Origin of the sequence: Pseudomonas synxantha, assembly GCF_900105675.1 — a bacterium.
GTDB classification, from domain to species: Bacteria; Pseudomonadota; Gammaproteobacteria; order Pseudomonadales; family Pseudomonadaceae; genus Aquipseudomonas; species Aquipseudomonas synxantha.
This window is the reverse complement of the sequence record NZ_LT629786.1, coordinates 5884661-5910976: the sequence shown is the minus strand read 5'-3', so window position 1 is coordinate 5910976 and position 26316 is coordinate 5884661. Positions and strand designations below refer to the sequence as shown.

Here is a 26316-nt window from a genome sequence, read left to right as displayed (position 1 = left end):
TTTGTGTGAACCTTTAAATCTCCACAGGAGCGTGGCAATGCGTTGGGCGACTTACTTCGCCGTCCTGGCCTCGGTACTCAGCGTTGGTCTGGCGTTGGGCGTCAGCATGCCGTTGGTATCCCTGCGCCTTGAAAGCTGGGGCTACGGCAGTTTCGCCATCGGTGTGATGGCGGCGATGCCGGCGTTCGGCGTATTGCTGGGGGCCAAGGTTTCCAGCCGAATGGCGTCCTGGCTTGGCACCGCCAACCTGATGCGCCTGTGCCTGTGGGCCGGGGCGGTGTCCATCGGCCTGCTGGCGATCCTGCCCAGCTACCCGGTGTGGCTGGTGCTGCGATTGATGATCGGGGTAATCCTCACCATTGTATTTATCCTGGGCGAAAGCTGGATCAACCAGCTGGTGGTTGAGCAGTGGCGTGGCCGCCTGGTGGCGCTGTATGGCTGTACCTATGCCTTGAGCCAACTGTCGGGGCCATTGTTGCTGGGCCTGATGGGGACTGACCATGACTACGGTTTCTGGGTGGGCGTGGGCCTGTTGGTGGTGGCGCCGCTGCTGTTGCTGGGGCGTTCCGGGGCACCGACGGCGGATGCGTTCAGTGTCACGTTCAGCGAGCTGTGGCGGTTCTGCCTGAGTCTGCCGGCGATTGCCTGGGCGGTGGCATTATTCGCTGCGTTTGAAGCGATGATTCTGACGCTGTTGCCGGTGTACTGCCTGCAACAGGGCTTCACTGCCGAAATCGCCTTGGCGATGGTCAGCACGGTGGTGGTGGGTGATGCGCTGTTGCAATTGCCCATCGGCGCGCTGGCCGACTACCTGCCACGGCGCACGCTGTTCCTGGGCTGTGCCTTGCTGTTGCTGGCGTCGAGCCTGGCGGTGCCGATGTTGATGCACACACTGCTGATCTGGCCGGTGTGGGTGCTGTTCGGCGCCAGTGCCGGCGGGTTGTTTACCTTGTCGCTGATTTTGATTGGCGAGCGTTACCGCGACGATGCGCTGGTGCGTGCCAATGCTCATGTGGCGCAGCTGTGGGGCATTGGCTGCCTGGTAGGGCCGCTGGTGGCCGGTGCGGGCAGCCAGTGGATCAGCGGGCATGCGTTGCCGCTGCTGATGGCAGTTGGGGCGTTGGGGCTGGTGGTGTTGTTGCTGCGCCAGGGGGCGTTTGGAGCAGCGCAACCGGTCTGAACTTGTGGGCGTGGGCTTCGTTGGTCTTAGAGCATGCGTTCCAGGCCAATTGAAGTGGCGAACCAGGCATTGAACCTGCGCCACCAACTGCCCGGCTCACGGGTCAGGGTGTGCAGTTGGCCGTTGTCCTCGGTCACCCACACTATCTGGCCATCCTGCAGTTTCGCCTCGTAGCTCAACGCCGGCGCCATACCTTGCAGTGCCAGGTTGCGCACGTGTTCCGCCAGTTCGGGGCTGTCTACCATCACGCCGACTTCGGTGTTCCACAGAACTGAGCGTGGATCGAAGTTGAACGAGCCGATAAACGACTTCTTTCGATCGAAGATCATCGCCTTGCTGTGCAGGCTGGAGTCCGAGCCCTGGAAGCTGCCTCGACGAAACAAGTGTGGGCCGCTGCCAGCGCTTGGATCGCCCGGTTGCCGACGCAGCTCGTAGAGTTTCACCCCGTGCTCCAGCAATGCCTTGCGATAGGGCGCGTAGCCGCCATGCACGGCCGGTACGTCGGTGGCTTCAAGGGAGTTGGTCAGCAGTCTTACCGAGACACCCGCATCGGCGCGCCCCGTCAGGTACACCAGCCCGGAAGGCCCCGGAACGAAATACGCCGAAATCATGATCAGCTCCTGGCTGACCCCTTCCAGCTCCGGTGCCAGTTGGGTGGTGAGCAATAGGCGCGGGTCAGGGTCAGCCTTGGCCAGTACTTTGCTCGGTGCGTCCCACAGCGCCTGGTTCCAGGCCCAGATCAGCTCGCGACGCCAGATGTCCATGCGTGGCTGGGTCTGGTAGGTACGCAAGCGGTTATATAAGGCATGGTTCTGCTGGCGCGATTCGGCCAGTGATGCCTCCAGGCGCACGCGGGCAGTAGCGAGGTCGAGCCTGGAGGGCTTGTTGGAGACGAACTCGTCGATCGGCTTGCTCAGGGCGCTGTTCCAGTACTGGTCGAAACTGTGGCCTAACTGCTCGGCCACCGGCCCGACGCTGAGCATGTCGATATCGGTGAAATTCAGGTTAGGCTCGGCGTCGAAGTACTCATCGCCCAAGTTGCGTCCGCCAACGATAGCCACGCTGTTGTCCGCCAGCCACAGTTTGTTATGCATGCGCCGATGTTGCAGCGACAGGTCGAACGCACGCGCCAGGGTACGCGTGATGCCGGTGCTGCGGCCCAGGTGCAGGGGGTTGAACAGGCGAATCTGGATCTGGGGGTGGGCGGCGAGGGTGGCTATGACCTGATCGAGGCCGCCGCTGGTGGTGTCATCCAGCAGGATACGCACGCGCACCCCGCGGTCAGCCGCCTTGAGCAGTTCATCCACGAGCATGCGCGTGCTGATGCCGTCGTGCACGATGTAGTACTGCAGGTCGAGGCTGGTCTGGGCGTTGCGGATCAACTCGGCGCGGGCCATGAAGGCCTCGCTGCTGTTGGGCAGCAGGCGGAAGCCCGAACGCCCCTGGTACGGCGCTGCCTGGGCCTGGATCGAGCGGCCGAATGACGACTGCGTCGCCGGCAGGGCATCGCTGGGAATGCGCGGCACGTTGACCGTCGCGCAGCCACCCAGGGCCAGGGCTCCCAACAGGAAAAACGGTAAAAGCCGTCGAATCATCAAGGGAGCTACTTCCAGACCATGGCGTTTGTCGGTATATGACGGCAATTGAGCGGGAAAGGTCAGTCCGCCGTTTCTGCCAGCAGTTTGCTTGCGGCGGCGCCGACCTTGCGCACGGCCTCTTCAATCTGTGGTGTTGGCTTGGCAGCGTAGTTCATGCGCAGGCAATTACGGTACTTGCCGGAGGCCGAAAAGATACTGCCTACGGCTATTTGTACACCTTGTTCCACCAGCACACGGTTGAGCTTCAAGGTGTCGAAGCCCTCCGGCAGTTCAACCCACAGCATGAAGCTGCCCTGAGGCCGACTGGCGCGGGTGTCGGCGGGGAAGTAGCGGCTGACCCAGTCGAGCATCAAGTCGCGATTGCGCTGGTATTGCGTGCGCATCCTGCGCAAATGCGGCTCGAAATAGCCGCCCTTGAGAAATTCGGCAATTGCGATCTGCGGCTGGGTGGCGGTGGAGCCGGTGCTGATGTATTTCATGTGCAGTACCCGTTCCAGGTAGCGCCCCGGGGCGACCCAGCCAATGCGCAGGCCTGGCGCCAGGGTTTTCGAGAACGAACTGCACAGCAGCACGCGGCCATCTTCGTCGAAGGATTTGATCGTGCGCGGGCGCGGGTAGCTGTAGGCCAGTTCGCCATACACATCGTCTTCAATGATGGCCACGTCGAAGCGTTGGGCCAGGGTCAGCAGGGCGCGTTTACGCGCCTCCGGCATGATGTAGCCCAACGGGTTGTTGCAGTTCGGGGTGAGCTGGATGACTTTGATCGGCCACTGCTCCAGCGCCAGCTCAAGGGCCTCGAGGCTGATGCCGGTGAGCGGATCGGTGGGGATCTCCAGGGCTTTCATGCCCAGGCCCTTGAGAGTTTGCATAGCGCCGTGGAAGCTGGGCGAATCCACCGCGACGATATCCCCAGGCTGGCAAATCGCATGGATACTGGCGGACAGCGCTTCGTGACAGCCGGTCGTGATCACGATGTCCTCGGCGTTCAGCTGGCAGCCCGAGTCCAATGACAGCCGGGCAATTTGCTCGCGCAGCTCCATACAGCCGAGGATGTTGTCGTAATACAGCCCCGGCAGATCCTGGCGCCGGCTTACGCGGGCCAGGCTGCGTAGCAGCGGCTTCAAGGTGGGCGACAGTACATCCGGCATGCCACGGCCCAGCTGTATGACGCCCTTGCGTGGCACCGCGCGAATCAGCTCCAGCACCAAGTCCCATTGGGAGATTTCCACCGGCCGCTGAGCCGGGCGACCGACCTCGGGCAGCGCCGGCAGCTCGCGGCTGGCTGGCACAAAGTAACCAGACTTGGGTCTAGGCGTCGCCAGGCCATTGTCTTCGAGCAACCGGTAGGCTTGCTGTACGGTGCTCAGGCTGACCCCATGTTCAACACTCAAGGCTCGCACCGAAGGCAGTCGATCCCCCGGACGGTAGAAACCCTGCTCGATGCGGGTGCCAAGCAATTCGGCAAGGTTGACGTAGAGGGTCATGATGGTCGCTCCCGAGGGACCAGTACAGATAGGGGGAAAATACAGGATTCAGCCGCCCATAGGCAGTGTCTGTATTGTTTTAATAAAAATAGTTTGAATCTGTAATGGTTTTGACCGCCCGCGCATGCTGTCCACTCAAGGCAACACGCCAATGAGGGACAGCAAAATGAACGGTATGAGCGATGTGCGGCTGGCGTTACGCAGCCAGGAACTGGAAGCGGGGCAAGCGCGGACGATGACCGCGCCGACCGAGAGTCGCTGGGGGATGTTCTGGCGCAGTCGTCATACACGCAAAGCCCTGCTGGACCTGACCAGTGAGCAACTGCGCGACGTAGGGCTTAGCGCTGAACAGGCGCGCCATGAAGGTTTGAAACCCTTCTGGCGCGATTGATCAAACCAGTTCCTTGAGGCGGTGCCAGAGCATCCCCAGGGCCAGCAGCGGCGAGCGCAGGTGCTTGCCGCCGGGAAAGGTGATGTGTGGCACCTGGGCGAACAGGTCGAAGCGCCCCTGTTGCTCGCCGCTGATAGCCTCGGCCAACAGCTTGCCCGCAAGGTGGGTGGCGTTGAGGCCATGACCGGCGTACGCCTGGGCGTAATACACGTTGGGGTGATCGGCCAGGCGACCAATCTGTGGCAGTCGATTGGCACCGATGCCGATCATGCCGCCCCATTGGTAGTCGATCTTCACCTCGGTCAATTGTGGGAACACCTGCAACATCTTCGGCCGCATATAGGCGCCGATGTCCTTCGGGTCACGACCGGAATAGTGGCAGGCGCCGCCGAACAACAGGCGGCGGTCGGCGGACAGACGGAAGTAGTCCACCGTCACGCGTTGGTCGCACACGGCCATGTTTTGCGGCAACAGGTTGGCGGCTTGCGCCTGGCTCAAGGGTTCGGTGGCGATGATATAGCTGCCAGCGGGCAGCACCTTGCCGCTTAGTTGCGGGTTGAGCCCGTTCAGGTAGGCGTTGCAGGCCAGTACCAGGGTCTGGGCGCGCACACAGCCTTGGGCCGTGTGCACCTTGACCTCGGGGCCGTAGTCGATGCGGGTCACTTCTGATTGTTCATACAGCTTCACGCCCAACTGCTGCGCGACGCCGGCTTCACCCAGTGCGAGGTTCAGCGGGTGCAGGTGGCCGGAGCCCATGTCGATCATGCCGCCGACATAGCGGTCGGAGCCGATCACACTGCCCATCTCGCTGGCTTGCAGCAGGCGCACCTCGTGTCGATAGCCCAGGCTGCGCAGCTCTTCGGCGTCTTCGGCCAGGGCCTGCAGGTCACGGGGTTTGTTGGCCAGATCGCAGTAGCCCCAAGTCAGGTCACAGGGAATCTGGAAACGCTCCACGCGCTCGCGCACGATCTCCACGGCTTCCAGACCCATCAGTTTCATCTGGCGCACGCCGTCGCTGCCAATCACATTGGCGAACTGATCCAGTCCGTGGCCAACGCCGCGAATCAACTGGCCGCCATTGCGCCCGCTGGCGCCCCAGCCGATCTTGCGCGCTTCCAGCAACACCACGCTGAAGCCGCGCTGGGCCAGTTCCAGGGCGGCATTGAGCCCGGAGAAACCACCGCCGATCACGCACACATCGGCACGCACATCGCCGGTCAATGTCGGGTAATCCGGTTGCGGCAGGCTGCTGGCGGCATAGTAGGAAGCGGTGTGCCGGGCGCTGGCGGTCATGGGGAGCATCCCTGTTTGGAAAATTTGACGCAGGATACAGCGGTCGGACGAGGCTGTCTGCGCAGAGCGTTTTGCGTCAGAATCCACGCTTATTCGCGGTTCGGTGTGTGTTTCGATGAGTTGCAACAGGCAGAAAATCAGCGCGCTGCGTCGACAGATTCCTTCGTTCGAGTGCGTCCCAGGTTGCCACGACTGCTGTGGGCCGGTGACGACGTCGCCTGAGGAAATGTCGCGCCTGCCGCGCAAGACCGCCGCAGAGCAGGAGGCGGCCATGGACGAGTTGAACTGCGTGCACCTGGGGCCCAACGGTTGCACGGTGTATGACGAGCGGCCGTTGATCTGCAGGTTGTTTGGCACCACCAAGACCCTGCCATGCCCCAATGGACGGGGACCGGTGGAGCTGATTCATCCACGGGTGGAAAAACAGATTCATGAGTACATGGCGAGCACCCGGCAGGTATTGGTCTAGCGGATGTTCTCGGCCAATGTGGGGGCTTGCTCCCACATTTGGATGAGTTGTGCTGGTGAGTCAGTCCGGAATCGGCAGGTTAAGGCTCTCTTTCACCTCTTCCATCACGATATAGCTCTTGGATTCGCGCACATGGGGCAACTTGAGCAGGATATCGCCGAGCAATTTGCGGTACGAGGCCATCTCGGAAATCCGCGCCTTCACCAGGTAGTCGAAGTCCCCTGACACCAAATGGCACTCCAGCACATGGGGCAGTTTCAGTACGGCGCGGCGAAACTCTTCGAAGGTATCGCCCGACTTGTAATCGAGGCTGATCTCGACAAATACCAGCAAACTTCCTTTCAAATGCTGGGGGTTGAGACGCGCGTTGTAGCCCATGATGATCCCTTCGCGCTCCAGGCGTCGCACCCGCTCGGTACAGGGAGTGGTGGACAGCCCGACCTTCTCTCCCAACTCCGTAAACGAGATACGCCCATCGGTTTGCAGGATGCGCAGGATATTACGGTCGATCTTGTCCAGCTCCCGCTTGGTCTGGGTGTTGGTACGCATAGGGGATACGCCTCTGTCAAAAGGGTTTTTGCCGAGAATTGTCGCCAAATATAGGCATTTATATAGTGAAATGCACTGGCGATTGCTTTTTATACTGCGCCCATCATTGCTCGAATAACACACGTCAGCGGCTAAGCCCGTGATGAGGATATAAAAATGCGCGTTCTGGTCTTGGGTAGCGGCGTCATTGGGGTGACCAGTGCCTACTATTTGGCGCGGGCCGGCTTCGATGTTGTCGTGGTCGATCGTCAGCCTGCCGCTGCCATGGAAACCAGTTTCGCCAACGCCGGCCAGGTCTCTCCTGGCTACGCATCCCCATGGGCTGCGCCGGGCGTGCCGCTCAAGGCCATCAAGTGGCTGTTGCAACGCCACGCGCCGCTGGCGATCAAGGCCACCGCCGACATCGATCAATACCTGTGGATGGCGCAGATGCTGCGTAACTGCACGGCCAGCCGCTATGCGGTGAACAAGGAGCGCATGGTGCGCCTGTCCGAGTACAGTCGTGACTGCCTCGACGAATTGCGCGCCGAGACCGGCATTGCCTACGAAGGCCGTAGCCTCGGTACGACCCAGCTGTTCCGCACCCAGGCCCAGCTCGACGGTGCCGCCAAGGACATCGCCGTGCTGCAGGAGTCCGGCGTGCCGTTCGAACTGCTTGATCGCGCCGGCATTGCTCGGGTTGAGCCGGCCCTGGCCAGCGTCACGGATATCCTCGCCGGTGCCCTGCGTTTGCCGAATGACCAGACTGGCGACTGCCAGATGTTCACCACGCGCCTGGCTGATATGTGCAAGCAGTTGGGTGTGGAGTTCCGCTTTGAACAGGACATCCAGCGCCTGGATTATGCAGGTGATCGCATCAACGGCGTGTGGATAGACGGCAAGCTGGAAACCGCCGACCGCTACGTCCTGGCCCTTGGCAGTTATTCGCCGAAGCTGCTCAAGCCATTGGGGATCAAGGCACCGGTGTACCCGCTCAAGGGCTACTCGCTGACCGTACCGATCACCAACCCGGCCATGGCGCCGACCTCGACTATTCTCGACGAGACCTACAAAGTCGCGATCACCCGTTTCGACAACCGCATTCGTGTTGGTGGCATGGCTGAAATAGCCGGTTTTGACCTGTCGCTGAACCCACGTCGACGTGAAACCCTGGAGATGATCGTCAACGACCTTTATCCTCAGGGCGGCGATTTGGCCCAAGCCAGTTTCTGGACCGGCTTGCGCCCGACCACGCCCGACGGCACGCCGATTGTCGGTGCGACCCCATTCAAGAACCTGTTCCTGAATACCGGTCACGGCACGCTCGGTTGGACCATGGCCTGTGGCTCCGGCCGCTTGCTGGCCGACCTGATGGCCAGGAAAACCCCGCAGATCAGCGCCGCAGGCCTCGATATTTCCCGTTATGGCAACCACCAGGAGTCCGCGAAACATGTCAATCCAGCGCCAGCTCATCAATGAGCGCATGAGCCAGATCGTTGTCCACAGCGGTACCGTGTATCTGGCAGGGCAAGTCGGCGACGACATGAGCGCCGGGATTGAACAGCAGACACGTGAAACCCTGGCCAATATCGAGCGTCTGCTGGACCTGGCCGGCACTGACAAGAGCAAGTTGCTGTCGGTGACGATCTATTTGAAAGACATCGACGCTGACTTCGCCGGCATGAATTCGGTATGGGACAAGTGGCTGCCCAAGGGCGTCGCCCCGGCCCGCGCCACGGTTGAAGCCAAGCTCTGCGAGCCGCAAATCCTGGTTGAGCTGTCCGTCGTGGCTGCGCTGCCTTAATAACGATCCCTCTCCCGGCGCCGACGCTGTTGGTCGGCACCGGTTTTTTCTTCACCTTGCTGCCTAGAAGCCTGCCGCCATGCGTCCAGCCCGTGCCCTGATCGACCTCCAAGCCCTGCGCCATAACTATCAACTGGCCCGTGAAGTCACGGGGGCCAAGGCCCTCGCCGTGATCAAGGCAGACGCCTACGGCCATGGTGCCGTACGTGTGGCCCAGGCGCTGGAAGCCGAGGCCGACGGGTTTGCCGTGGCGTGCATCGAGGAAGCCCTGGAATTGCGTGCTGCCGGCATTCGTGCGCCGGTGCTGCTGCTGGAAGGGTTTTTCGAGGCCGACGAGCTGCCGCTGATCATCGAGCATGACTTGTGGTGCGTGGTGCATTCGCTATGGCAGTTGGACGCCATCGAACAGGCCCGCCTGAGCAAGCCGTTGACGGTCTGGCTCAAGCTGGATTCGGGCATGCACCGCGTCGGCCTGCATCCCAAGGATTACCACGAGGCCTATCAGCGCCTGCTGGCCAGCGGCAAGGTCGCCAAGATTGTGTTGATGAGCCACTTCGCCCGCGCCGATGAACTCGATTGCGTGCGCAGTGATGAACAGGTGGCCGTATTCGAAGCGGCGCGAAAAGGCCTGGCGGCCGAAGTCAGCCTGCGCAATTCGCCGTCGGTGCTGGGCTGGCCGACGATGACCAGCGACTGGGTGCGCCCGGGCATCATGCTCTACGGCGCAACGCCATTTGGTGAAGATCAAGCGCTCGCTGCCCGTTTGCAGCCAGTGATGACCCTTGAGTCCAAAGTTATCTGCGTACGCGAGCTACCAGCCGGTGAGCCCGTGGGCTATGGCGCCAAGTTCGTCACGCCCAAGCCGATGCGTGTTGGTGTGGTTGCCATGGGCTATGCCGACGGCTACCCGCGCCATGCGCCAACCGGCACGCCAGTGCTGGTGGCGGGCCAGCGCAGCCAACTGCTGGGGCGTGTGTCCATGGACATGCTCTGTGTCGACCTCACCGACGTACCCCAGGCGGGCCTCGGTTCCACTGTGGAACTGTGGGGCAAGACTATCCTCGCCAGTGACGTCGCCGTGGCCGCTGAGACCATTCCTTACCAGATCTTCTGCAACCTGCGCCGAGTGCCACGCCTCTATTCCGGGGCTTAGCCGCCGGCTACGAACCAAGCTGTCCGGGATTTAGGCCCAAGTGTTGTAAATACTGAACGCTGTCGCCATGATAACGCTCAATTACAACAAAGCCTGAATCCTAGGAGGCTCCTGCATTGGACGTCGGCGAACGACTGCAATCCATCCGTAAACTCAAAGGTCTTTCCCAGCGTGAGCTCGCCAAGCGTGCGGGCGTCACCAACAGCACCATTTCGATGATCGAGAAAAACAGCGTCAGCCCCTCGATCAGCTCCTTGCGCAAGGTGCTGGGCGGTATCCCTATGTCCATGGTCGAGTTCTTTTCCGAGGAGATCCTCCAGGAAATACCGACGCAGATCGTCTATAAAGCCAATGAGCTGATCGACATCTCTGACGGTGCCGTCACCATGAAACTGGTGGGCCGGGCACACCCGAGCCGGGCCATCGCATTTCTCAACGAAATCTACCCGCCGGGCGCCGACACAGGCGAAGAAATGCTCACCCACGAAGGTGAAGAAACCGGGATCCTGCTGGAGGGTCGCCTGGAACTGGTGGTCGGTCTTGAAACTTTTGTGCTCGAAGCTGGCGATAGCTACTACTTTGAAAGCACCAAGCCTCATCGTTTTCGCAACCCGTTCGACGTGCCGGCGCGACTAATCAGCGCAGCCACGCCCGCGAACTTTTAACAGAAGAGGCGTCCTGCCAACGTTGTAGAGACGCCCGTGCAGTATTCCGCGAGGTTGAATCTCCCTTTATTTAATAGGGTTGTTTCGGCCAGGCGGGCTAACCGTTATACTTTCGCCGCCTGCGAAACCGTGGCCGCAGGCGTGAATAGCCACCATTGAGGGTGAACGCGTGAACCTAATTATGAAAATGCTGGCTGCACCAGCAACCGTACTGGCCCTATGGGCTGTCAGCGCCCAGGCTGCGACCAATGATGATATTGCCAAGCGCCTGGAGCCCGTGGGCCAGGTGTGCGTCCAGGGCCAGGAGTGCAAGGGCATGGAAGTGGCCGTGGCAGCGGGTGGCGGCGGTGCGAAGACGCCGGACGAGATTATCGCCAAGCACTGTAACGCGTGCCACGGCACTGGCCTCTTGGGTGCGCCGAAAGTTGGCGACACCGCTGCCTGGAAAGAGCGCGCCGATCATCAGGGCGGCCTCGACGGCATCCTGGCCAAGGCCATCACCGGTATCAACGCCATGCCACCAAAAGGCACCTGCGCTGATTGCTCGGATGATGACCTCAAAGGCGCCATCAAGAAGATGTCTGGTCTGTAATCAGCCGATCTTCGCCAAAAACGCCGCTTACGAGCGGCTTTTTTGTGCGTGCGATTTGTGTTTCGAGGCTGTTCATTGCAGCAAAGACCCGGCAAGCTCGGTCCAACTCCAATTCATGGAATGTTCGGGAGCAGTCGGATGGTGCAGTTGTGTTCAATCGAGCAAGCAGTTGACGACGTACTGGCGCGGTTGCCTGCGCATATCCACATGGGTATGCCGCTGGGCCTGGGCAAGCCCAACCTGTTTGCCAATGCGCTATACCGGCGCATCGCCAAGTTGCCGGAGCGGGCACTGACGATCTACACCGCCTTGAGCCTGGGTCGGCCAACCTTGGGCGATGGCTTGCAGAAGCGCTTCCTCGAACCTTTCATCGAACGGGTGTTTGGCGATTATCCCGAGTTGGATTTTCTCGCCGACCTGCATAAAGACAGCCTGCCGAAGAATATCCAGGTGCAGCAGTTTTTCATGCAGCCCGGCAGCCTGCTCCACAGCACGTCGGCGCAGCAGAATTACGTCAGCAGCAACTACAGTCATGCCGCCCGCGACATCAACGCCGCGGGCCTGAACCTGGTGGCGCAACTGGTGGCCAGCAGCGCCGAGCATCCCGACCGCCTGAGCCTGAGCTGCAACCCGGATATCACCCTCGACCTGCTGCCGATGATCGCCAAGCGCCGCGAAGCCGGTGAAACCATCCTCGTTGTCGGCCAAGTCCACAGCGATCTGCCCTACATGCCTGGGGATGCCGAACTGGGCATGGACGCCTTCGACTACCTGCTCGATGAAAAAGACAGCACCACGCTGTTTTCTACCCCGAACATGCCGGTGGGTTTCCAGGACCATTTTATCGGCCTGCATGCCAGCACCCTGGTGCGTGACGGCGGCACCTTGCAGATCGGCATCGGTTCCATGGGCGATGCGCTGACCGCTGCCTTGCTGGCGCGCCAGGCCGATAACGAAGCCTACCGGTTGTTGCTGACGGACATGGATGTGTATCAGTGGGCGCCGTTGATCAGTCGTGAAGGCGGTGTCGAGCCTTTTGCCCGGGGCCTTTACGGTTGCAGCGAGATGTTCGTCAACGGCCTGCTGGTGCTGGCGGATGCCGGGATTATCCGGCGCAAGGTGTACCCGGATGTGGCGACCCAGGCGCAGGCTAATGCCGGCTTGCTGGATGATGCGGCCCAGCCCGATGGCGTGTCGATCCATGGCGGTTTCTTCCTGGGGCCACGCAGCTTTTACCAGCGCTTGCAGGAAATGACCCACGCCAAGCGCCTCGAATTCAACATGACGGGCATCAGCTATATCAACGAGCTATACGGCCAGGAAGAACTCAAGCGTTTGCAACGCCTGGATGCGCGATTTATCAACAGCGCGATCATGGTGACATTGCTCGGTGCAGGTGTGGCTGACCAATTGGAAGACGGTCGTGTGCTCAGCGGTGTTGGTGGGCAATACAACTTTGTGGCCCAGGGGCATGCGCTGGAAGGTGCGCGTTCGATCCTGATCCTGCGTAGTTGGCGCGAGGCGGCGGGGGAGGTCAGCTCCAATATCGTCTGGGAGTACGGGCATTGCACCATTCCCCGGCACCTGCGGGATATTGTCATTACTGAGTACGGCATTGCCGATTTGCGGGGTCAGACGGATGCCAAGGTGATCGAAGCGCTGCTGAATGTCGCCGACTCACGGTTCCAGGGCGAGTTGATCGAACAGGCGCAAAAGGCCGGCAAGTTGCCCAAGGATTTCCAACTGGATCCGCGCTTTGGCGACAACACGCCGGAACGGCTGCAAGCGATTCAAGCCAGGCATCGACGACTCTTCCCTGAATACCCGCTGGGCAGTGATTTCACAGGTGAAGAGCGGGATTTGTTGCGGGCGCTGAACTGGCTCAAGAGCAAATTCAAGCTGACGGAGATTCTGGAGCTGGGCAAGGCGGCGCTGGATGCACCGGAGCCGGAGGCGTTTCCCGAGCATCTCAAGCGCATGCGCTTGGACCAGCCAGAGGGATTGAAGGAAGACTTGTACCAGCGCCTGCTGCTCGCGGGCCTACAGGCCACCGCGCACTAACAAACACCCTGAACCCAATGTGGGAGGGGGCTTGCTCCCGATGGCGGTGTATCAGTCACCAAATAAGTTGGCTGACCCGCTGCTATCGGGAGCAAGCCCCTCCCACATTTTAAACTGTGTTCACTTGGTATTTACTGTGTAGCAAATTACTCGATGAAGGTGACGACGCCACCGGTCAACGACTTCACCCGCGCCAGCGATTCAACCCGATAACCCTGCGCATCCAGCTCCGCACGCCCACCCTGGAACGACTTCTCGATCACGATGCCCAGGCCGGCCACGGTTGCGCCGGCCTGCTTGATGATCGAGATCAGCGCCTGGGACGCCTTGCCGTTGGCCAGGAAGTCATCGATCACCAGCACGCGGTCACTGCTGGTCAAGTGGCGCGGGGAGATCGCCACGGTGCTCTCGGTTTTCTTGGTGAAGGAATACACCGTCGCCGACAGCAGGTTTTCCGTCAGGGTCAACGACTGCTGCTTGCGGGCAAAGATCACCGGCACGCCCAGGTTCAACCCGGTCATGATTGCCGGGGCGATGCCCGAGGCCTCGATGGTGACGATCTTGGTGATGCCCGAGTCCTTGAACAGCGCGGCGAATTCGTCGCCGATCAGTTTCATCAGCGCCGGGTCGATCTGGTGGTTCAGAAAGGCATCGACCTTGAGTACCTGATCGGAAAGCACGATGCCTTCTTCGCGAATTTTCTTGTGCAGTGCTTCCACGGAAACTTCCTCTGATGGCGCAACAGGCGCCGAAAGTAGATTAAAAAGTAGTCGATTCTAGCGCTTTAACATCGCGCGTATATCCGCCAAGGCGGTGTTGCCGCGCACGGCCTTCACCTCGGTGGGGGTGTCGTCGTTGCCTTCCCAGGCGAGGTCGTCCGGTGGCAGCTCGTCAAGGAAACGGCTAGGGGCACAATCGATGATTTCGCCGTATTGCTTGCGCTTGGCAGCGAAGGTGAAGGCCAGGGTCTGACGCGCGCGGGTAATACCCACGTAGGCCAGGCGCCGTTCTTCCTCGATGGTGTCGGCTTCGATGCTGGAGCGGTGCGGGAGGATTTCCTCTTCCATGCCCATGATGAACACGTAAGGGAATTCCAGGCCCTTGGAGGCATGCAAGGTCATCATCTGCACACCTTCGGCGCCGTCTTCCTCTTCCTGCTGGCGCTCGAGCATGTCGCGCAGTACCAGCTTGCCGATGGCGTCCTCGACGGTCATTTCGCCGTCTTCGTCTTTTTCCAGCGTGTTCTTCAGCGCTTCGATCAGGAACCAGACGTTGCCCATGCGGTAATCCGCGGCTTTGTCGCTGGAGCTGTTGGTGCGCAGCCAGTTCTCATAGTCGATGTCCATGACCATGCTGCGCAGGGCACTGATCGGGTCTTCGCCGGCGCATTGCTCGCGGACCTTGTCCATGAAGCGCTTGAAGCGCGACAGCCGGTCGGTGAAGCGTGTATCCAGATGCTCGCCCAGGCCGATTTCGTCGGTGGCGGCATACATGGAAATTTTGCGTTCGGTGGCGTAGTTGCCGAGCTTTTCCAGGGTGGTAGAGCCGATTTCCCGACGCGGCACGTTGATCACGCGCAGGAAAGCGTTGTCGTCGTCCGGGTTCACGATCAGCCGGAAGTAGGCCATCAGGTCTTTCACTTCCTGGCGCCCGAAAAAGCTGTTGCCGCCCGACAGGCGATATGGCACCTGGTGGTGTTGCAATTTCAGCTCGATCAGCTTGGCCTGGTAGTTACCGCGGTACAGGATTGCGAAATCGCTGTAGGGCCGGTCGGTGCGCAGGTGCAGGCTGAGGATTTCCACGGCCACGCGTTCGGCTTCGGCATCCTCGTTGCGGCAGCGGATCACGCGGATCTCATCGCCATGACCCATCTCGCTCCACAGTTGTTTTTCAAACTCGTGGGGGTTGTTGGAGATCAGCACGTTGGCGCAGCGCAGGATGCGACTGGTGGAGCGGTAGTTCTGCTCCAGCATCACCACTTTCAAGGACGGATAGTCGACCTTGAGCAGCATCAGGTTTTCCGGGCGGGCGCCGCGCCAGGCGTAGATCGACTGGTCGTCGTCGCCCACTACGGTGAACTGGTTGCGCGTGCCGATCAGCAGTTTCACCAGCAGGTACTGGCTGGCGTTGGTGTCCTGGTATTCGTCCACCAGCAGGTAGCGCACCTTGTTCTGCCACTTCTCCAGGATGTCCTTGTGTTCCTGGAACAGCTTGACCGGCAGCAGGATCAGGTCGTCGAAGTCCACCGCGTTGAACGCCTTGAGCGTGCGCTGGTAGTGGGTGTAGACAATGGCAGCGGTCTGTTCCTTGGGGTTGCGTGCAGCTTCCAGGGCCTCGGCGGGCAGGATCAGGTCGTTTTTCCAGGCGCCGATCATGTTCTTGATCTCGTCGACGCCGTCGTCGCCCGCGTATTCCTTTTGCATGATGTCGGTCATCAGGGCCTTGACGTCGGTCTCGTCGAAGATCGAGAAGCCCGGCTTGTAGCCCAGCCGCACATGCTCCTTGCGGATGATGTTCAGGCCCAGGTTGTGAAAGGTACACACCGTGAGGCCACGGCCTTCGCCGCCCTTGAGCAAGGTGCCGACCCGCTCTTTCATTTCCCGCGCCGCCTTGTTGGTAAAGGTCATGGCGACGATGTACTGGGCACGGATGCCGCAGTTCTGGATCAGGTGCGCGATCTTGCGGGTGATCACGCTGGTCTTGCCGGAGCCGGCGCCGGCGAGCACCAATAGAGGGCCGCCGACGTAGTTCACGGCTTCTTGCTGCCGGGGATTGAGTCGGGACATACGGAATTTAAGGAGTCGTTGTTCAAAAGGGCGGGCATTTTAACAGGCTGGAAAGATTCTGCTGCCATAGAACGACGGTGTGACGTACCACTCGATCTAAATTTGCCGGTTTTGCTACTTTGCCGCAGGATGTGGGGAATACTCAGACTATTTTTCACAGTCTGCGTGTTTGATAACACCTATCATCTGCCATGCATTTGTCATGCATTTATCATTGCCAGGCCGCACGTCATAATGCCACCGCCAACGAAATTTTGCCGAGTCTAGGGAGTTAGCGTGTCTACGCCTGTCGAACCCTTGCGTTTGCTGCTGCTGGCCGATACGCCTGCGTGGGCAGCGTTGTTGCGCGAGTGCCTGGCGCCGATGGGCGAGGGGGCTGTGCTGATCAGTGCGCCCAACTGGGACTCGGTGAGTCGTCTGTTCGATGACGACCAGGGTGCTGTGCTATTGACCACACCAAGCCTGCAACCCGGCCCCGGCCGTTGCAGCTTGCCGTGTGTATTGCTGCTGGAGCAGGAACCATTGGTTGCGCCGCTGGGTGTCAGCGACTGGTTGATCCGGGATGCGTTGGACGCCGACACACTGCGCCGCTGCTTGCGCCATGTGCGCGAGCGCGGCGTGCTGGAGAACACCTTGCAGCGCCTGGCCGAGCAGGACCCGCTCACCGGTATCGCCAATCGCCAGGGTTTCCAGACCCTGCTGGCGGCGCGGCTGGTGGAAAACGAAGGCCGCGGCCTGGCTCTCGGCCACCTGGATCTGGACAACTTCCGTCATGCCAACGACGCCCTCGGCCATCAGGCTGGCGACCGCCTGATCCTGCAGGTGGTGTCGCGGCTCAAGAGCCAGCTCGAAGCCGGCGACCAACTGGCACGCCTGGGCAGCGATGAGTTTGCCTTGCTGATCGATACCCGCCGGGCGCCGCAGCGTGCCGAGTGGATGGCTGAGCGGATCACCGAAGTGATGGCCGAGCCCTATTGGGTGGATGGTGAAAGCCTGCTGATCGGCTGCAGCCTGGGCGTGGCCCATGCCCGTGCCCGAGCCGGCGCCGACCCGTTGATGTGGCATGCCCATATCGCCATGCAGCAGGCCAAAAGCACCCAGGGCTGCACCTTTCATATCTTCAACGAACGCATCAACCGCAATGCTCGCAGCCTGGCCGATCTGGAAAGTGAACTGCGCCGGGCCCTGCGCCGCGATGAGTTGGAACTGCACTACCAGCCGCGCCTGGATCTGGACGACGGCCATATCGTCGGTCTCGAGGCCTTGGTGCGTTGGCGCCACGGTGAGCGCGGCTTGTTGCCGCCCAGCGAGTTCGTGCCGCTGGCCGAGCAGAGCGGCCTGATCGTGCCATTGGGCTACTGGGTGATTTCCCGGGCCTTGCGCGACATGCAAGACCTGCGCGAACGCGGTCTGCCGCCGCTGCACATGGCGGTCAATCTGTCGTTCCGCCAGTTCCAGGACAGCCAATTACTGTCAACGCTCAGTCGCCTGATTGCCGAGCGCGGTGTGGAAGCGCAATGGCTGGAGTTCGAGCTGACCGAAACTGCCGTGATGCGCCGCAGCGACTTGGTCAAGCAGACCATGGACGCCCTTGGCCGACTCGGTGTGCGGTTCTCCCTGGATGACTTCGGCACCGGCTTTTCGTCGTTCGTGCACCTCAACAGCCTGCCGATCGCCTTGTTGAAGATCGACAAGAGTTTTGTCGGTGGCATGGAAGAACGCGAGGAAAACCGCAAGTTGGTGCACGCGATGATCAACCTGGCCCACAACCTCAACCTGGAAGTGGTGGCTGAAGGTGTAGAGACGCCGGAGCAGTTGGCATTGTTGCGCTTGTTCGGGTGCGACCAGGCCCAGGGTTACCTGATCAGCAAACCGTTGCCATTGCCGGAATTGGTCGAATACCTGATGTTTGGGCAAAGCCAGCAGGCACTGCTGGGCTAAGTTGCGAACGCCATTAAAAATGTGGGAGGGGGCTTGCTCCCAATAGCGGTGCGTCAGTCAGCAAATGCAGTGACTGACACTCAGCAATCGGGAGCAAGCCCCCTCCCACAGTTCTGACCGAGCAGGGCTTTATTCTGTTTGTGCGGCCTGAAAGGCAGGCTGCATTTCAGGCTCCTGCCGAATCATCCGCTTCATCTTCGCCTCGAACGCCCATGTCAGGCTCACTGCCGCACACGCCAGGCCCAGCGCCAGGCCCCACCACACGCCGGTTGGCCCCCAGCCTAACGTGAACGCCATCAGCCAGGCCGAAGGTGCACCGATCAGCCAGTAACAGCCCAGCCCCACCAGGAAGGTGGTCTTGGCGTCCTTCAAGCCACGGATGCAGCCCATGGCGATGGTCTGCACGCCGTCGAACAATTCGAACCAGGCGGCGACGGCCAACAGGCTGACGGCCAGGACGATGACGTCATGGAACGCCGGGTCGTCATGATCGAGGAACAACCCGATCAGCGGGTCGGAAAACAGCCACAGCACAACGGCAAACCCCAACATCACCATGGCGCCAAAGCCGATGCCGACCCGGCCGGCCATGCGTGCCTGCAGCAACTGGCCGGCGCCGTAATGCTGGCCGATGCGCATGGTCACTGCGTAGGACATTCCCGCCGGCACCATGAACGCTACCGAGACAATCTGCAGGGCGATCTGATGCGCCGCCAACTGCGTACTGCCCATGGTGCCCATGCACAGCGCAGCAAAGGCGAACAGCCCGACCTCCACCGCATAGGTGCCGCCAATCGGCAGGCCCAGGCGCCACAGCTCGCGCAGGTATTGGGTATTCAGGCGCAGCAGGCCGGTGCTCAGCGGGTAGGCCGCGTAGGCGCGGTTGCTGCGGATGTACCACATCAGGGCCAGCGCCATGCCATTGGCAACGATGGCGGTCACCAGGCCAATACCCATCAGGCCCAGCTTCGGCAGGCCGAACATGCCTTCGATCAACGCGTGGTTGAGCAGGTAATTGACTACCGTACCGCACAGGCTGATCACCATTACCGGCGTGGCTTTGCCGATGGCGCTGGTGAAGCCGCGCAGTGCCATGAAGCTCAGGTAGCCGGGCAGGGCGAAGGGCAGGATCGTCAGGAATTGCCCGGCCGCGTGCACGTTGGTTTCGGTCTGGCCGAACATCAGCAGCACCGGTTTCAAGTTCCACAGCAGCAATGCCGCCGCCAGAGCCATCAACCATGCCAGCCACAGCCCGGCCTGGGTCAGGCGGGTGGCGCCGTCGATATCGCCCGCGCCATGGCGAATGGCGACCAGGGTGCCTACGGCGGCAATCACGCCGATGCAGAAGATCGCCACGAACGAATAGCTCGCCGCGCCCAGGCCACCACCGGCCAGGGCTTCGGGGCTCAGGCGCGCCATCATCAGGGTGTCGGTCAACACCATCAGCATGTGCGCCAGCTGTGATGCAATCAACGGCCCCGACAGCCGCAGAATGGCCCAGAGCTCGGTACGTGCCGGATGTTGCATGATCATCACGCTCAATAGTCAGAGTGTTGGGAGAGGGTTGATTCTCGGCGCTTTGCGTCCACTGCACAAAAGGATAAATGCGATCATTCGCATGATTAAAACTCATGCTGGATTGATTCTGGTAGGGTGCCGATATTGCGCCGTCGGAGCTTTCCCAATGTCTCGTCGTCTTCCTCCACTGTATGCCCTGCGTGCATTTGAAGCCGCTTCGCGACACAACTCCTTCACCCGTGCGGCGCAGGAATTGTCCATTACCCAGAGTGCGATCAGCCGCCATATTCGCACCCTTGAAGAGCATTTCGCTTGCCGCCTGTTCCAGCGCAGCGGCCGCAACCTGCAGCTCACCGAAGCCGCACGTCTGTTGTTGCCCGGGGTGCGCGAAGGGTTCGCCGCGCTGGAGCGCGCCTGTCATACCCTGAACGCCGAAGATGACATCCTGCGCATGAAAGCGCCGTCCACATTGACCATGCGCTGGCTGCTGGCGCGGTTGAGTCGCTTCCGTGCATTGCAGCCGGGCAATGAGGTGCAACTGACCAGCGCGTGGATGAGCGTAGACGAGGTGGACTTCAACCAGGAGCCCTTCGACTGTGCGGTGTTGCTGAGCTACGGGCACTTTCCGGCGGACTGGGAAGCCAGCTATCTGTTCCCGGAATTACTGATTCCCGTGGGCGCGCCGAACCTGCTGGACGATGGCCCCTGGGACGCAGCCCGACTGGCGAGTGCCGAGTTGCTGCACCCCACCCCCGACCGTCGCGACTGGCGCAACTGGCTGGGACGCATGGGGTTGTCGTCCCAGGTATCCCTCAAGGGCGGGCAGGTGTTCGATACCTTAGAACTGGGCATGATCGCTGCGGCACGAGGCTATGGCGTTTCCATGGGTGATCTGCTGATGGTGGCTGAGGATGTGGCGCAAGGGCGACTCAGCCTGCCGTGGCCAACGGCAGTGGCGAGTGGGGAAAATTATTACCTGGTGTGGCCGAAAACTCGTCCCGGTGGCGAGCGTTTGCGCAGGCTGGCGGAGTTTCTTCAAGGTGAAGTCAAGGCGATGGAGTTGCCCCGGGTCGAGCACCTCGATTGAGCGTGGCAGGCCTATGGTGCAATCGTTTGCGCGATACCCCTGTGATTCGCTCAAGTATTGGCAAATGCCGCCGAAGAAGGAATGTTGGAACTATCGTGCACCAACGCTTCCCACTAGATAATTTGCCGAGCATCGCTATGAGATCAGGATGATCCTGGCCTCGGCCAGGAGCTCCCATGTCTCAACCTCGTGCCCGGATTGCCTCCCAGTTAGGTCTCGCACTTGCCGTGATTCTGGCTATCGTTATCAGCGGCAGTACCGTCTTCGCTCTGCGCTCCCTCGACTCAGCCAACCTCGACACCCGTGAGGAACACCTGGCCAGCGAGGCGCGTTTGCTTGCCGACCAACTCAATACCTTCCACAGCACCTTGCGCGAAAGTACCCAGCGTTTGAGCGGGCTGTTTGAAAAGCGCTTCGTCGCCGGCTTGAGTGTGCGTGCTGACCAACCGGTGGCGGTGGCCGGCGTGCAGACCCCGAGCCTTTACCTGGGAGACGAGGTGCTGAACAACAATTTCGAAGAGGTGGATGAGTTCAAGCAGATGTCTGGCGGCGTGGCCACGGTGTTCGTGCGCAGCGGCGACGACTTTATTCGCGTCAGCACCTCGCTGACCAAGCAGGATGGCAACCGCGCCATCGGCACAGTGCTGGACCGTCAGGGCGCGGCTTACCAGCGCGTTGCCGAGGGGCAGACCTATATCGGTCGTGCGGTGTTGTTCGACCGTTCCTACATGACCCAATACAGCCCGGTGCGTGACAGCAGCGGCAAGGTCATCGCCGTGTTGTTCATCGGTTTCGATTACACCGACGCCCAGAACGCCCAGTTTGAAAATCTCAAGCGCTTCCGTATCGGCCAGACGGGCTCCCTCGCGCTGCTGGATGAACAGAAGCATTGGCTGGTGGCGCCAGCTGGCGTGCAGGCGCCGGATGAGGCCATTGCGGTGATGCTCGACCTGGCGAAGAAACCGGGAGCTGGCCGCTTCTGGAGCGACAAGCACGAGGACTTCTACAGCGTCTCGGTGCCGTTCGAAGGCGGCCCATGGGCGGTGGTCGCGAGCATGCCCAAGGCTGAGATTCGCGCCGTGACTTGGGAAGTCGGTATCCGCCTGGTAATCGGCAGTGTGCTGGCGATGTTGCTGGCAGTGGGTGCCACGGTGTGGCTGTTGCGCAGCAAGCTGGCGCCACTGAGCGACCTGGTACGCCAGGCAGAAGCCCTGGGCGCGGGTGACTTGAGCGCACGTCTCAACGTGTCCAGCCATGACGAGATCGGCCAGTTGGCGCGCAGCTTCAACCAGATGGGCGACGCGCTGTCGACCATGGTTTCGCATATCCGCAACGCTGCCGAACAGGTCAACAGTCGTGCCCAGGCGCTGTCAGGTTTGTCCGGTGGTGCCTATGAAGGCATGGAACAGCAGTCCGGCGAAATCACCAGCATGGCTGGCGCGGTGGAAGAATTCAGCGCCACTTCGTTGAACATCGCCGACAACATGGGCAATACCGAGCGCCTGGCGCAAGAGAATGCCCAGCAGACCCGCATTGGTCGCGATTCGATGCAGGAGGCGTCATCGTCCCTGGAACATATCGCCACCGCCCTGAACAGCACCGCTGCGGTGATCAACACCCTGGGCCAGCGCTCCCAGGAAATCGGCGGGATCGTTGGCGTAATCACGGCCATCGCCGAACAGACCAATCTGCTGGCGCTCAACGCCGCCATCGAAGCCGCCCGCGCCGGTGAGCAGGGTCGGGGTTTCGCCGTGGTCGCCGACGAGGTGCGCAACCTGGCGTCGCGCACCCGTCAGGCTACCGATGAAATTTCCACGATGATCCAGAGCATCCAGCAGGAAACCGGCAATGCCATCAGTACCATGGAACACGGCAATGTGCTGATGCAGGAAGGCCTGTCGCGTAACGCCGCCGTGGCCTCGGCCCTGGCGCGTATCGACGAGCAAAGCCGCTCGGCCGGCCAGCAGTTCGCTGCGATCACCACCGCGACCCAGGAGCAGAGCAGTACCGCCACCTTGCTCAGCAGCAACTTGCAGAGCATTGCACTGGCCAACAGCGAGCAGCGCGAAGTGGTGTCGAACCTGGCGGTTACCGCCAAGGAGCTGGAGACCTTGGCGGCAAGCTTGCGTCAGGAGGTCGACCGGTTTCGTTGAGGCTCAGGGCTCCCCAAGCCCTGGATCCACGCGCTTGCCAATGTCCTTGAGCCGCGCCAGTTGGTCGACCATGCCCGGCGCTTCGTCCAGGCTGGTGACGAACGTCCACAGATAGGTCATGACCGCGTAGATATGGCCAGCCTTGACCGCTGGGGTCATGGCCAACTGGCTGATCGCAACCACGAACAGCAAGGCTGCGATCGCACCGATAAACAGGAACGCCGCGGCCTCGCGGTCTGACAGCCAGATACGCAGGCGTGACAGCACCTGGTAGTGGCGTCGCAGGGTTGGCGCGCCAACCTTTTCGACCAGGCCGATCTCTTTTTCCAGACGATTATTCAGGCGCTCGTGCAGCGTCTGATTACGTTGGGCAAAGCGTGGCAACAAGGTTATGCACAGCAGCAGCGCGGCCAGGCACGCCATGCCTACCCATGGCTCAATCACGATCAACATCACCGCCGCGCCCACAATCGATACCAACGCCGTGGCAATGGTTGGCACGTGTTTTTCAAAAAAGTCGACAAACTCCCGTGCAAGCACCACCCGTGCCGCCGATTTCGAGGTGTTGTGGTTCTGTAGGCGCTGGTTGAGGATGACCGGCACCGCGAGATGGGCGTAAATGCGCGTGAACGTGCGCGTGTCCAGCGCTCGTCGCGCCGCCCCCACGGCCCAGAACGCCATGACCACGGCGGCATAGAGCAATGCACTGGTGGTATCGCCGCGGATAATCGAATCCACCGCGAACCCGGCAAACAGCGGGTAAGCCAACAACAGTGCGTTCTCAAGCGCCACCAGCGACAAGGTGCAAGACAGCTTGCCGGGATAGGCTTTGGCAATTGCCTTGAGTGTCTGGCTGGCGGACTGTTGACCGATTTTCTTGCTTTCTTCGATCAGAATGTGTGGGGTGACGGATGTCATGAGGTGCACCAAAGGAGTGATAGACGCTATTATTGAGCGACTGCTCAAGTATCCTTGAGCGATCGCTCAAAAAGCAAGCGCCGCTTATCTGTCCACGCTTGAAGGAATTGCTCAATGCCGCGTATCGACCGTAAAGACCAGATCATCGCTGCCGCCCTGGAGCTGTTTCGCAGCAAGGGTTTTGCCGATGTATCCACCCGTGACCTGGCCGAACATGCCGGGCTGTCGCGCAGTCATGTGTATCACTACTTCAGCGACTGGGATGAACTGCGCCGCGAAGCCTTTGTGCGCTTTGCCAATGAGCAATTGGACGAAGTGCGCGAGCCCTTGGCCGATGCGCCACCGCTGCAGGCGCTCGTGGGGTTCTTGCACGACTGCCTGCCCAGCACTGCCGATGCAGGTTGGGCGCTCTGGCTCGACGCCTGGGACGAGGCCATGCACGACGCGCAAATGGCCCAGGCTTACCTGGTGATCAACGCCCAATGGCAAGGCATGCTTGCCGAGGTGATCGAGCGCGGCGTTGCCGTCGGTGTGTTTCACTGTGATTCGCCCCAACGCGCAGCCCGGCAGATTTTTGCCCTGGCAATGGGCTATGCCGATGACCTGATGCTCAAGCCTTCCACCGAGTCGGCAGAGGCGGCATTGGATGAGGTGCTGGAAGTGGCGAGGCTGTTGCTGGGATTTTCCTGACCGCTGCTAGCCAATTGCGGCCGGCCGGTACTGCAAGGCTTCTGCCAAATGATGGCGAGCGATGCTGTCTACATGCTCAAGGTCCGCTAGCGTGCGCGCTACCTTGAGCAGCCGGTGTGCGGCGCGCAGGGATAAAGTCAGCCGTTCACACGCGGCCTCCAGCCAGTATTCATCGGCTTTTGCCAGCAGGCAGTGTTCGCGCAGCCGCGGCAGGTCGAGAAACGCATTGGCACAGCCCTGGCGTTGTTGCTGACGCTCGCGGGCTTGCGCTACCTGGGCGGATGCCTGAGCGGTGGTTTCACCGATCTGTTGGGAGGGGTTCAGCGCAGTGGTCTCCCGGGCCACCGTCAGGTGCAAGTCAATGCGGTCCAGCAACGGCCCGGAGAGCTTGTTGCGATAGCGCTGGATTTGCTCCGGCGTGCACCGGCAACGCCCACTGGGCTCACCCATGTAGCCGCAAGGGCAGGGGTTCATCGCCGCGACCAGTTGAAAGCGCGCCGGGAAACTCACCCGGTCACGGGCTCGAGAGATCACGATATGCCCCGACTCCAATGGCTCGCGCAGCACTTCCAGCACCTTACGATCAAACTCCGGCAGTTCATCCAGGAACAGCACCCCGTGGTGGGCCAGGGTGATTTCCCCCGGTTGCGGCTTCGAGCCGCCACCCACCAGCGCCGGCCCGGATGCCGAATGGTGCGGTTGCCGGAACGGGCGGTTAGGCCAATGACTCAGGGGCTGGAGGCTGACCACGGATTGGATCGCTGCCACTTCCAGGGCTTCCTGCTCGCTCAACGGTGGCAGCAAGCCCGGCAGCCGGCTGGCGAGCAGGGTCTTACCGGTGCCCGGGGGGCCACTGAACAACAGGTTATGCGCACCGGCCGCCGCGATCAGCAGCGCACGCTTGGCCGCCAATTGGCCCTGTACCTCACTCAGGTCCGGGTAGGGTTTGTTCAAATACAGCAGGCCGTCGGATGTGTACGGTTCAATCGGCACGTGTCCATTCAGGTGCGCCACCACCTGCAGCAAATGATCCACGGCAATCACTTTCAATCCAGACGCCAGGCACGCTTCCTCGGCATTGGCTCGGGGCACTATCACGGTGCGCCCAGCCTTGCGCGCTGCTAGTGCTGCCGGCAGCACGCCTTTCACCGCCCGCACCTCGCCGGAAAGCGCCAGCTCCCCCAGGCACTCCACCTCATCGAGCATCAACGCCGGCACCTGCACGCTGGCCGCGAGGATCCCCAGCGCAATCGCCAAATCAAAACGCCCGCCGTCCTTGGGCAGGTCGGCGGGCGCGAGGTTGAGGGTGATGCGACGTGCTGGGTATTGCAGCGCCGAATTTAAAATGGCACTGCGCACGCGGTCTTTGCTCTCTTTCACCGCCGTCTCCGGCAAACCCACCAGTGTCAGTGATGGCAGGCCATTAGCCATATGCACCTCGACGGTGACGGCAGGAGCTTCGACGCCGACCTGGGCGCGACTGTGGACGATGGCGAGGGACATGCTCGTTCCTTGAAAGGGAGGGCCGCTTCCTGCGGGTTCTTCAAGGGTAGACGAGGTGTGGAAGAGCGAGGCGGGGGAGGTTTTACAGAACGTATCTATAGTGCGATGCAAAACAAATGTGGGAGGGGGCTTGCCCCCGATGGCGATGCATCAGCCAATATTAATGGTGACTGACACACTGCTATTGAAGGCAAGCCCCCTCCCACATGTACTGCGTTTATTCAGTCGACGTTGGTGTCAGCCGCGCTTCCAGTTCCGCCACTTTCGCCTCCAGGCTCTCCAATCGCGCACGCGTGCGGGCGAGCACCACCATCTGGCTATCGAATTCTTCGCGGCTGACCAGGTCGAGCTTGCTGAAGCCACTTTGCAGCAGGGCCTTGAACTGGCTTTCGATTTCGTTACGGGGCAGCGGGGTGTCGCCGCTGAACAGGCGAGAGGCGTGGCCGCTCAGGGCGTCGAGAAAGTCTTTGGGCGCGAGCATGGGAAGTATTCCGGAAAACAG

The 26316-nt window shown here is 61.1% G+C and carries 23 protein-coding genes; 13 read left to right on the top strand and 10 right to left on the bottom strand.

The window, feature by feature from the left end; translation table 11 throughout:
* Window positions 1–37: 37 nt before the first annotated feature.
* Window positions 38–1180 carry an MFS transporter gene (locus BLU48_RS27415; RefSeq protein WP_057022704.1) on the top strand — a complete coding sequence of 381 codons (1143 nt, stop codon included), beginning with the start codon at window positions 38–40 and terminating at the stop codon, window positions 1178–1180.
* Between the two features lie 26 nt (window positions 1181–1206).
* Here BLU48_RS27415 and BLU48_RS27410 read toward each other — a convergent pair whose 3' ends face one another.
* A complete protein-coding gene (locus BLU48_RS27410) occupies window positions 1207–2775 on the bottom strand; it encodes a phospholipase D family protein (protein WP_057022705.1) in 1569 nt (522 codons plus the stop codon).
* 62 nt (window positions 2776–2837) lie between these two features.
* Window positions 2838–4262 (bottom strand): aminotransferase-like domain-containing protein, encoded by a 1425-nt coding sequence (locus BLU48_RS27405; protein ID WP_057022706.1) that lies wholly within the window; start codon window positions 4260–4262, stop codon window positions 2838–2840.
* Between the two features lie 166 nt (window positions 4263–4428).
* Between BLU48_RS27405 and BLU48_RS27400 the strand changes: the two genes are divergently transcribed.
* Entirely contained in the window at window positions 4429–4653 is a 225-nt protein-coding gene (locus tag BLU48_RS27400) for a DUF1127 domain-containing protein (RefSeq protein WP_057022707.1), read from the top strand.
* Here the strand turns inward: BLU48_RS27400 and BLU48_RS27395 are convergent, their stop codons facing one another.
* The gene (locus BLU48_RS27395; protein ID WP_057022708.1) at window positions 4654–5946 is read right to left on the bottom strand and encodes an NAD(P)/FAD-dependent oxidoreductase; all 1293 of its coding nucleotides are present in this window, start codon (window positions 5944–5946) and stop codon (window positions 4654–4656) included.
* 115 nt (window positions 5947–6061) lie between these two features.
* Between BLU48_RS27395 and BLU48_RS27390 the strand changes: the two genes are divergently transcribed.
* Window positions 6062–6415 (top strand): YkgJ family cysteine cluster protein, encoded by a 354-nt coding sequence (locus BLU48_RS27390; RefSeq protein WP_043046884.1) that lies wholly within the window; start codon window positions 6062–6064, stop codon window positions 6413–6415.
* 60 nt (window positions 6416–6475) lie between these two features.
* Here the strand turns inward: BLU48_RS27390 and BLU48_RS27385 are convergent, their stop codons facing one another.
* Window positions 6476–6964, bottom strand: a complete 489-nt coding sequence (locus BLU48_RS27385) for an Lrp/AsnC ligand binding domain-containing protein (RefSeq protein ID WP_003176896.1) — start codon at window positions 6962–6964, stop codon at window positions 6476–6478.
* A gap of 156 nt (window positions 6965–7120) precedes the next feature.
* On the opposite strand from BLU48_RS27385, the gene dadA reads away from it, so the two are divergent.
* The 6 genes from dadA (at window position 7121) to BLU48_RS27355 (ending at window position 13218) form a co-directional block, all read left to right on the top strand.
* Window positions 7121–8422, top strand: coding sequence for a D-amino acid dehydrogenase (dadA, locus tag BLU48_RS27380; RefSeq protein ID WP_043046885.1), 1302 nt, complete (start codon window positions 7121–7123; stop codon window positions 8420–8422).
* Window positions 8394–8747: a RidA family protein gene (locus tag BLU48_RS27375; protein ID WP_057022709.1), complete on the top strand. Its 354-nt coding sequence runs from the start codon at window positions 8394–8396 to the stop codon at window positions 8745–8747. The genes dadA and BLU48_RS27375 overlap by 29 nt, the downstream gene beginning before the upstream one ends.
* A gap of 79 nt (window positions 8748–8826) precedes the next feature.
* Window positions 8827–9900: an alanine racemase gene (gene alr, locus BLU48_RS27370; RefSeq protein WP_057022710.1), complete on the top strand. Its 1074-nt coding sequence runs from the start codon at window positions 8827–8829 to the stop codon at window positions 9898–9900.
* Window positions 9901–10016: 116 nt separating this feature from the next.
* Window positions 10017–10565 carry a cupin domain-containing protein gene (locus tag BLU48_RS27365; RefSeq protein WP_005792468.1) on the top strand — a complete coding sequence of 183 codons (549 nt, stop codon included), beginning with the start codon at window positions 10017–10019 and terminating at the stop codon, window positions 10563–10565.
* 181 nt (window positions 10566–10746) lie between these two features.
* On the top strand, window positions 10747–11157 hold the full coding sequence (locus tag BLU48_RS27360) for a c-type cytochrome (protein ID WP_057022711.1): 411 nt from the start codon (window positions 10747–10749) through the stop codon (window positions 11155–11157).
* 138 nt (window positions 11158–11295) lie between these two features.
* Entirely contained in the window at window positions 11296–13218 is a 1923-nt protein-coding gene (locus BLU48_RS27355) for an acetyl-CoA hydrolase/transferase C-terminal domain-containing protein (protein WP_057022712.1), read from the top strand.
* Between the two features lie 146 nt (window positions 13219–13364).
* Here BLU48_RS27355 and BLU48_RS27350 read toward each other — a convergent pair whose 3' ends face one another.
* Both BLU48_RS27350 and rep read right to left on the bottom strand, forming a co-directional pair.
* Window positions 13365–13937, bottom strand: coding sequence for a xanthine phosphoribosyltransferase (locus tag BLU48_RS27350; protein WP_057022713.1), 573 nt, complete (start codon window positions 13935–13937; stop codon window positions 13365–13367).
* A gap of 57 nt (window positions 13938–13994) precedes the next feature.
* Window positions 13995–16004, bottom strand: a complete 2010-nt coding sequence (gene rep / locus BLU48_RS27345; protein ID WP_046070074.1) for a DNA helicase Rep — start codon at window positions 16002–16004, stop codon at window positions 13995–13997.
* 276 nt (window positions 16005–16280) lie between these two features.
* On the opposite strand from rep, the gene BLU48_RS27340 reads away from it, so the two are divergent.
* Entirely contained in the window at window positions 16281–17945 is a 1665-nt protein-coding gene (locus BLU48_RS27340) for a putative bifunctional diguanylate cyclase/phosphodiesterase (RefSeq protein WP_057022714.1), read from the top strand.
* Between the two features lie 129 nt (window positions 17946–18074).
* Here BLU48_RS27340 and BLU48_RS27335 read toward each other — a convergent pair whose 3' ends face one another.
* The gene (locus BLU48_RS27335; RefSeq protein ID WP_043046893.1) at window positions 18075–19478 is read right to left on the bottom strand and encodes a NorM family multidrug efflux MATE transporter; all 1404 of its coding nucleotides are present in this window, start codon (window positions 19476–19478) and stop codon (window positions 18075–18077) included.
* Window positions 19479–19629: 151 nt separating this feature from the next.
* Here BLU48_RS27335 and BLU48_RS27330 point away from each other — a divergent pair, with 151 nt between their 5' ends.
* Window positions 19630–20550 carry a LysR substrate-binding domain-containing protein gene (locus tag BLU48_RS27330; protein WP_057022715.1) on the top strand — a complete coding sequence of 307 codons (921 nt, stop codon included), beginning with the start codon at window positions 19630–19632 and terminating at the stop codon, window positions 20548–20550.
* Between the two features lie 176 nt (window positions 20551–20726).
* Entirely contained in the window at window positions 20727–22703 is a 1977-nt protein-coding gene (locus BLU48_RS27325; protein ID WP_057022716.1) for a methyl-accepting chemotaxis protein, read from the top strand.
* 3 nt (window positions 22704–22706) lie between these two features.
* Here the strand turns inward: BLU48_RS27325 and BLU48_RS27320 are convergent, their stop codons facing one another.
* Window positions 22707–23621: an ABC transporter six-transmembrane domain-containing protein gene (locus tag BLU48_RS27320; protein ID WP_057022717.1), complete on the bottom strand. Its 915-nt coding sequence runs from the start codon at window positions 23619–23621 to the stop codon at window positions 22707–22709.
* 114 nt (window positions 23622–23735) lie between these two features.
* Here BLU48_RS27320 and BLU48_RS27315 point away from each other — a divergent pair, with 114 nt between their 5' ends.
* The gene (locus BLU48_RS27315) at window positions 23736–24311 is read left to right on the top strand and encodes a TetR/AcrR family transcriptional regulator (RefSeq protein WP_057022718.1); all 576 of its coding nucleotides are present in this window, start codon (window positions 23736–23738) and stop codon (window positions 24309–24311) included.
* 6 nt (window positions 24312–24317) lie between these two features.
* Here BLU48_RS27315 and BLU48_RS27310 read toward each other — a convergent pair whose 3' ends face one another.
* Both BLU48_RS27310 and BLU48_RS27305 read right to left on the bottom strand, forming a co-directional pair.
* The gene (locus tag BLU48_RS27310) at window positions 24318–25814 is read right to left on the bottom strand and encodes a YifB family Mg chelatase-like AAA ATPase (protein ID WP_057022719.1); all 1497 of its coding nucleotides are present in this window, start codon (window positions 25812–25814) and stop codon (window positions 24318–24320) included.
* A gap of 217 nt (window positions 25815–26031) precedes the next feature.
* Window positions 26032–26295 carry an accessory factor UbiK family protein gene (locus BLU48_RS27305; RefSeq protein ID WP_046070065.1) on the bottom strand — a complete coding sequence of 88 codons (264 nt, stop codon included), beginning with the start codon at window positions 26293–26295 and terminating at the stop codon, window positions 26032–26034.
* Between the last annotated feature and the right edge of the window lie 21 nt (window positions 26296–26316).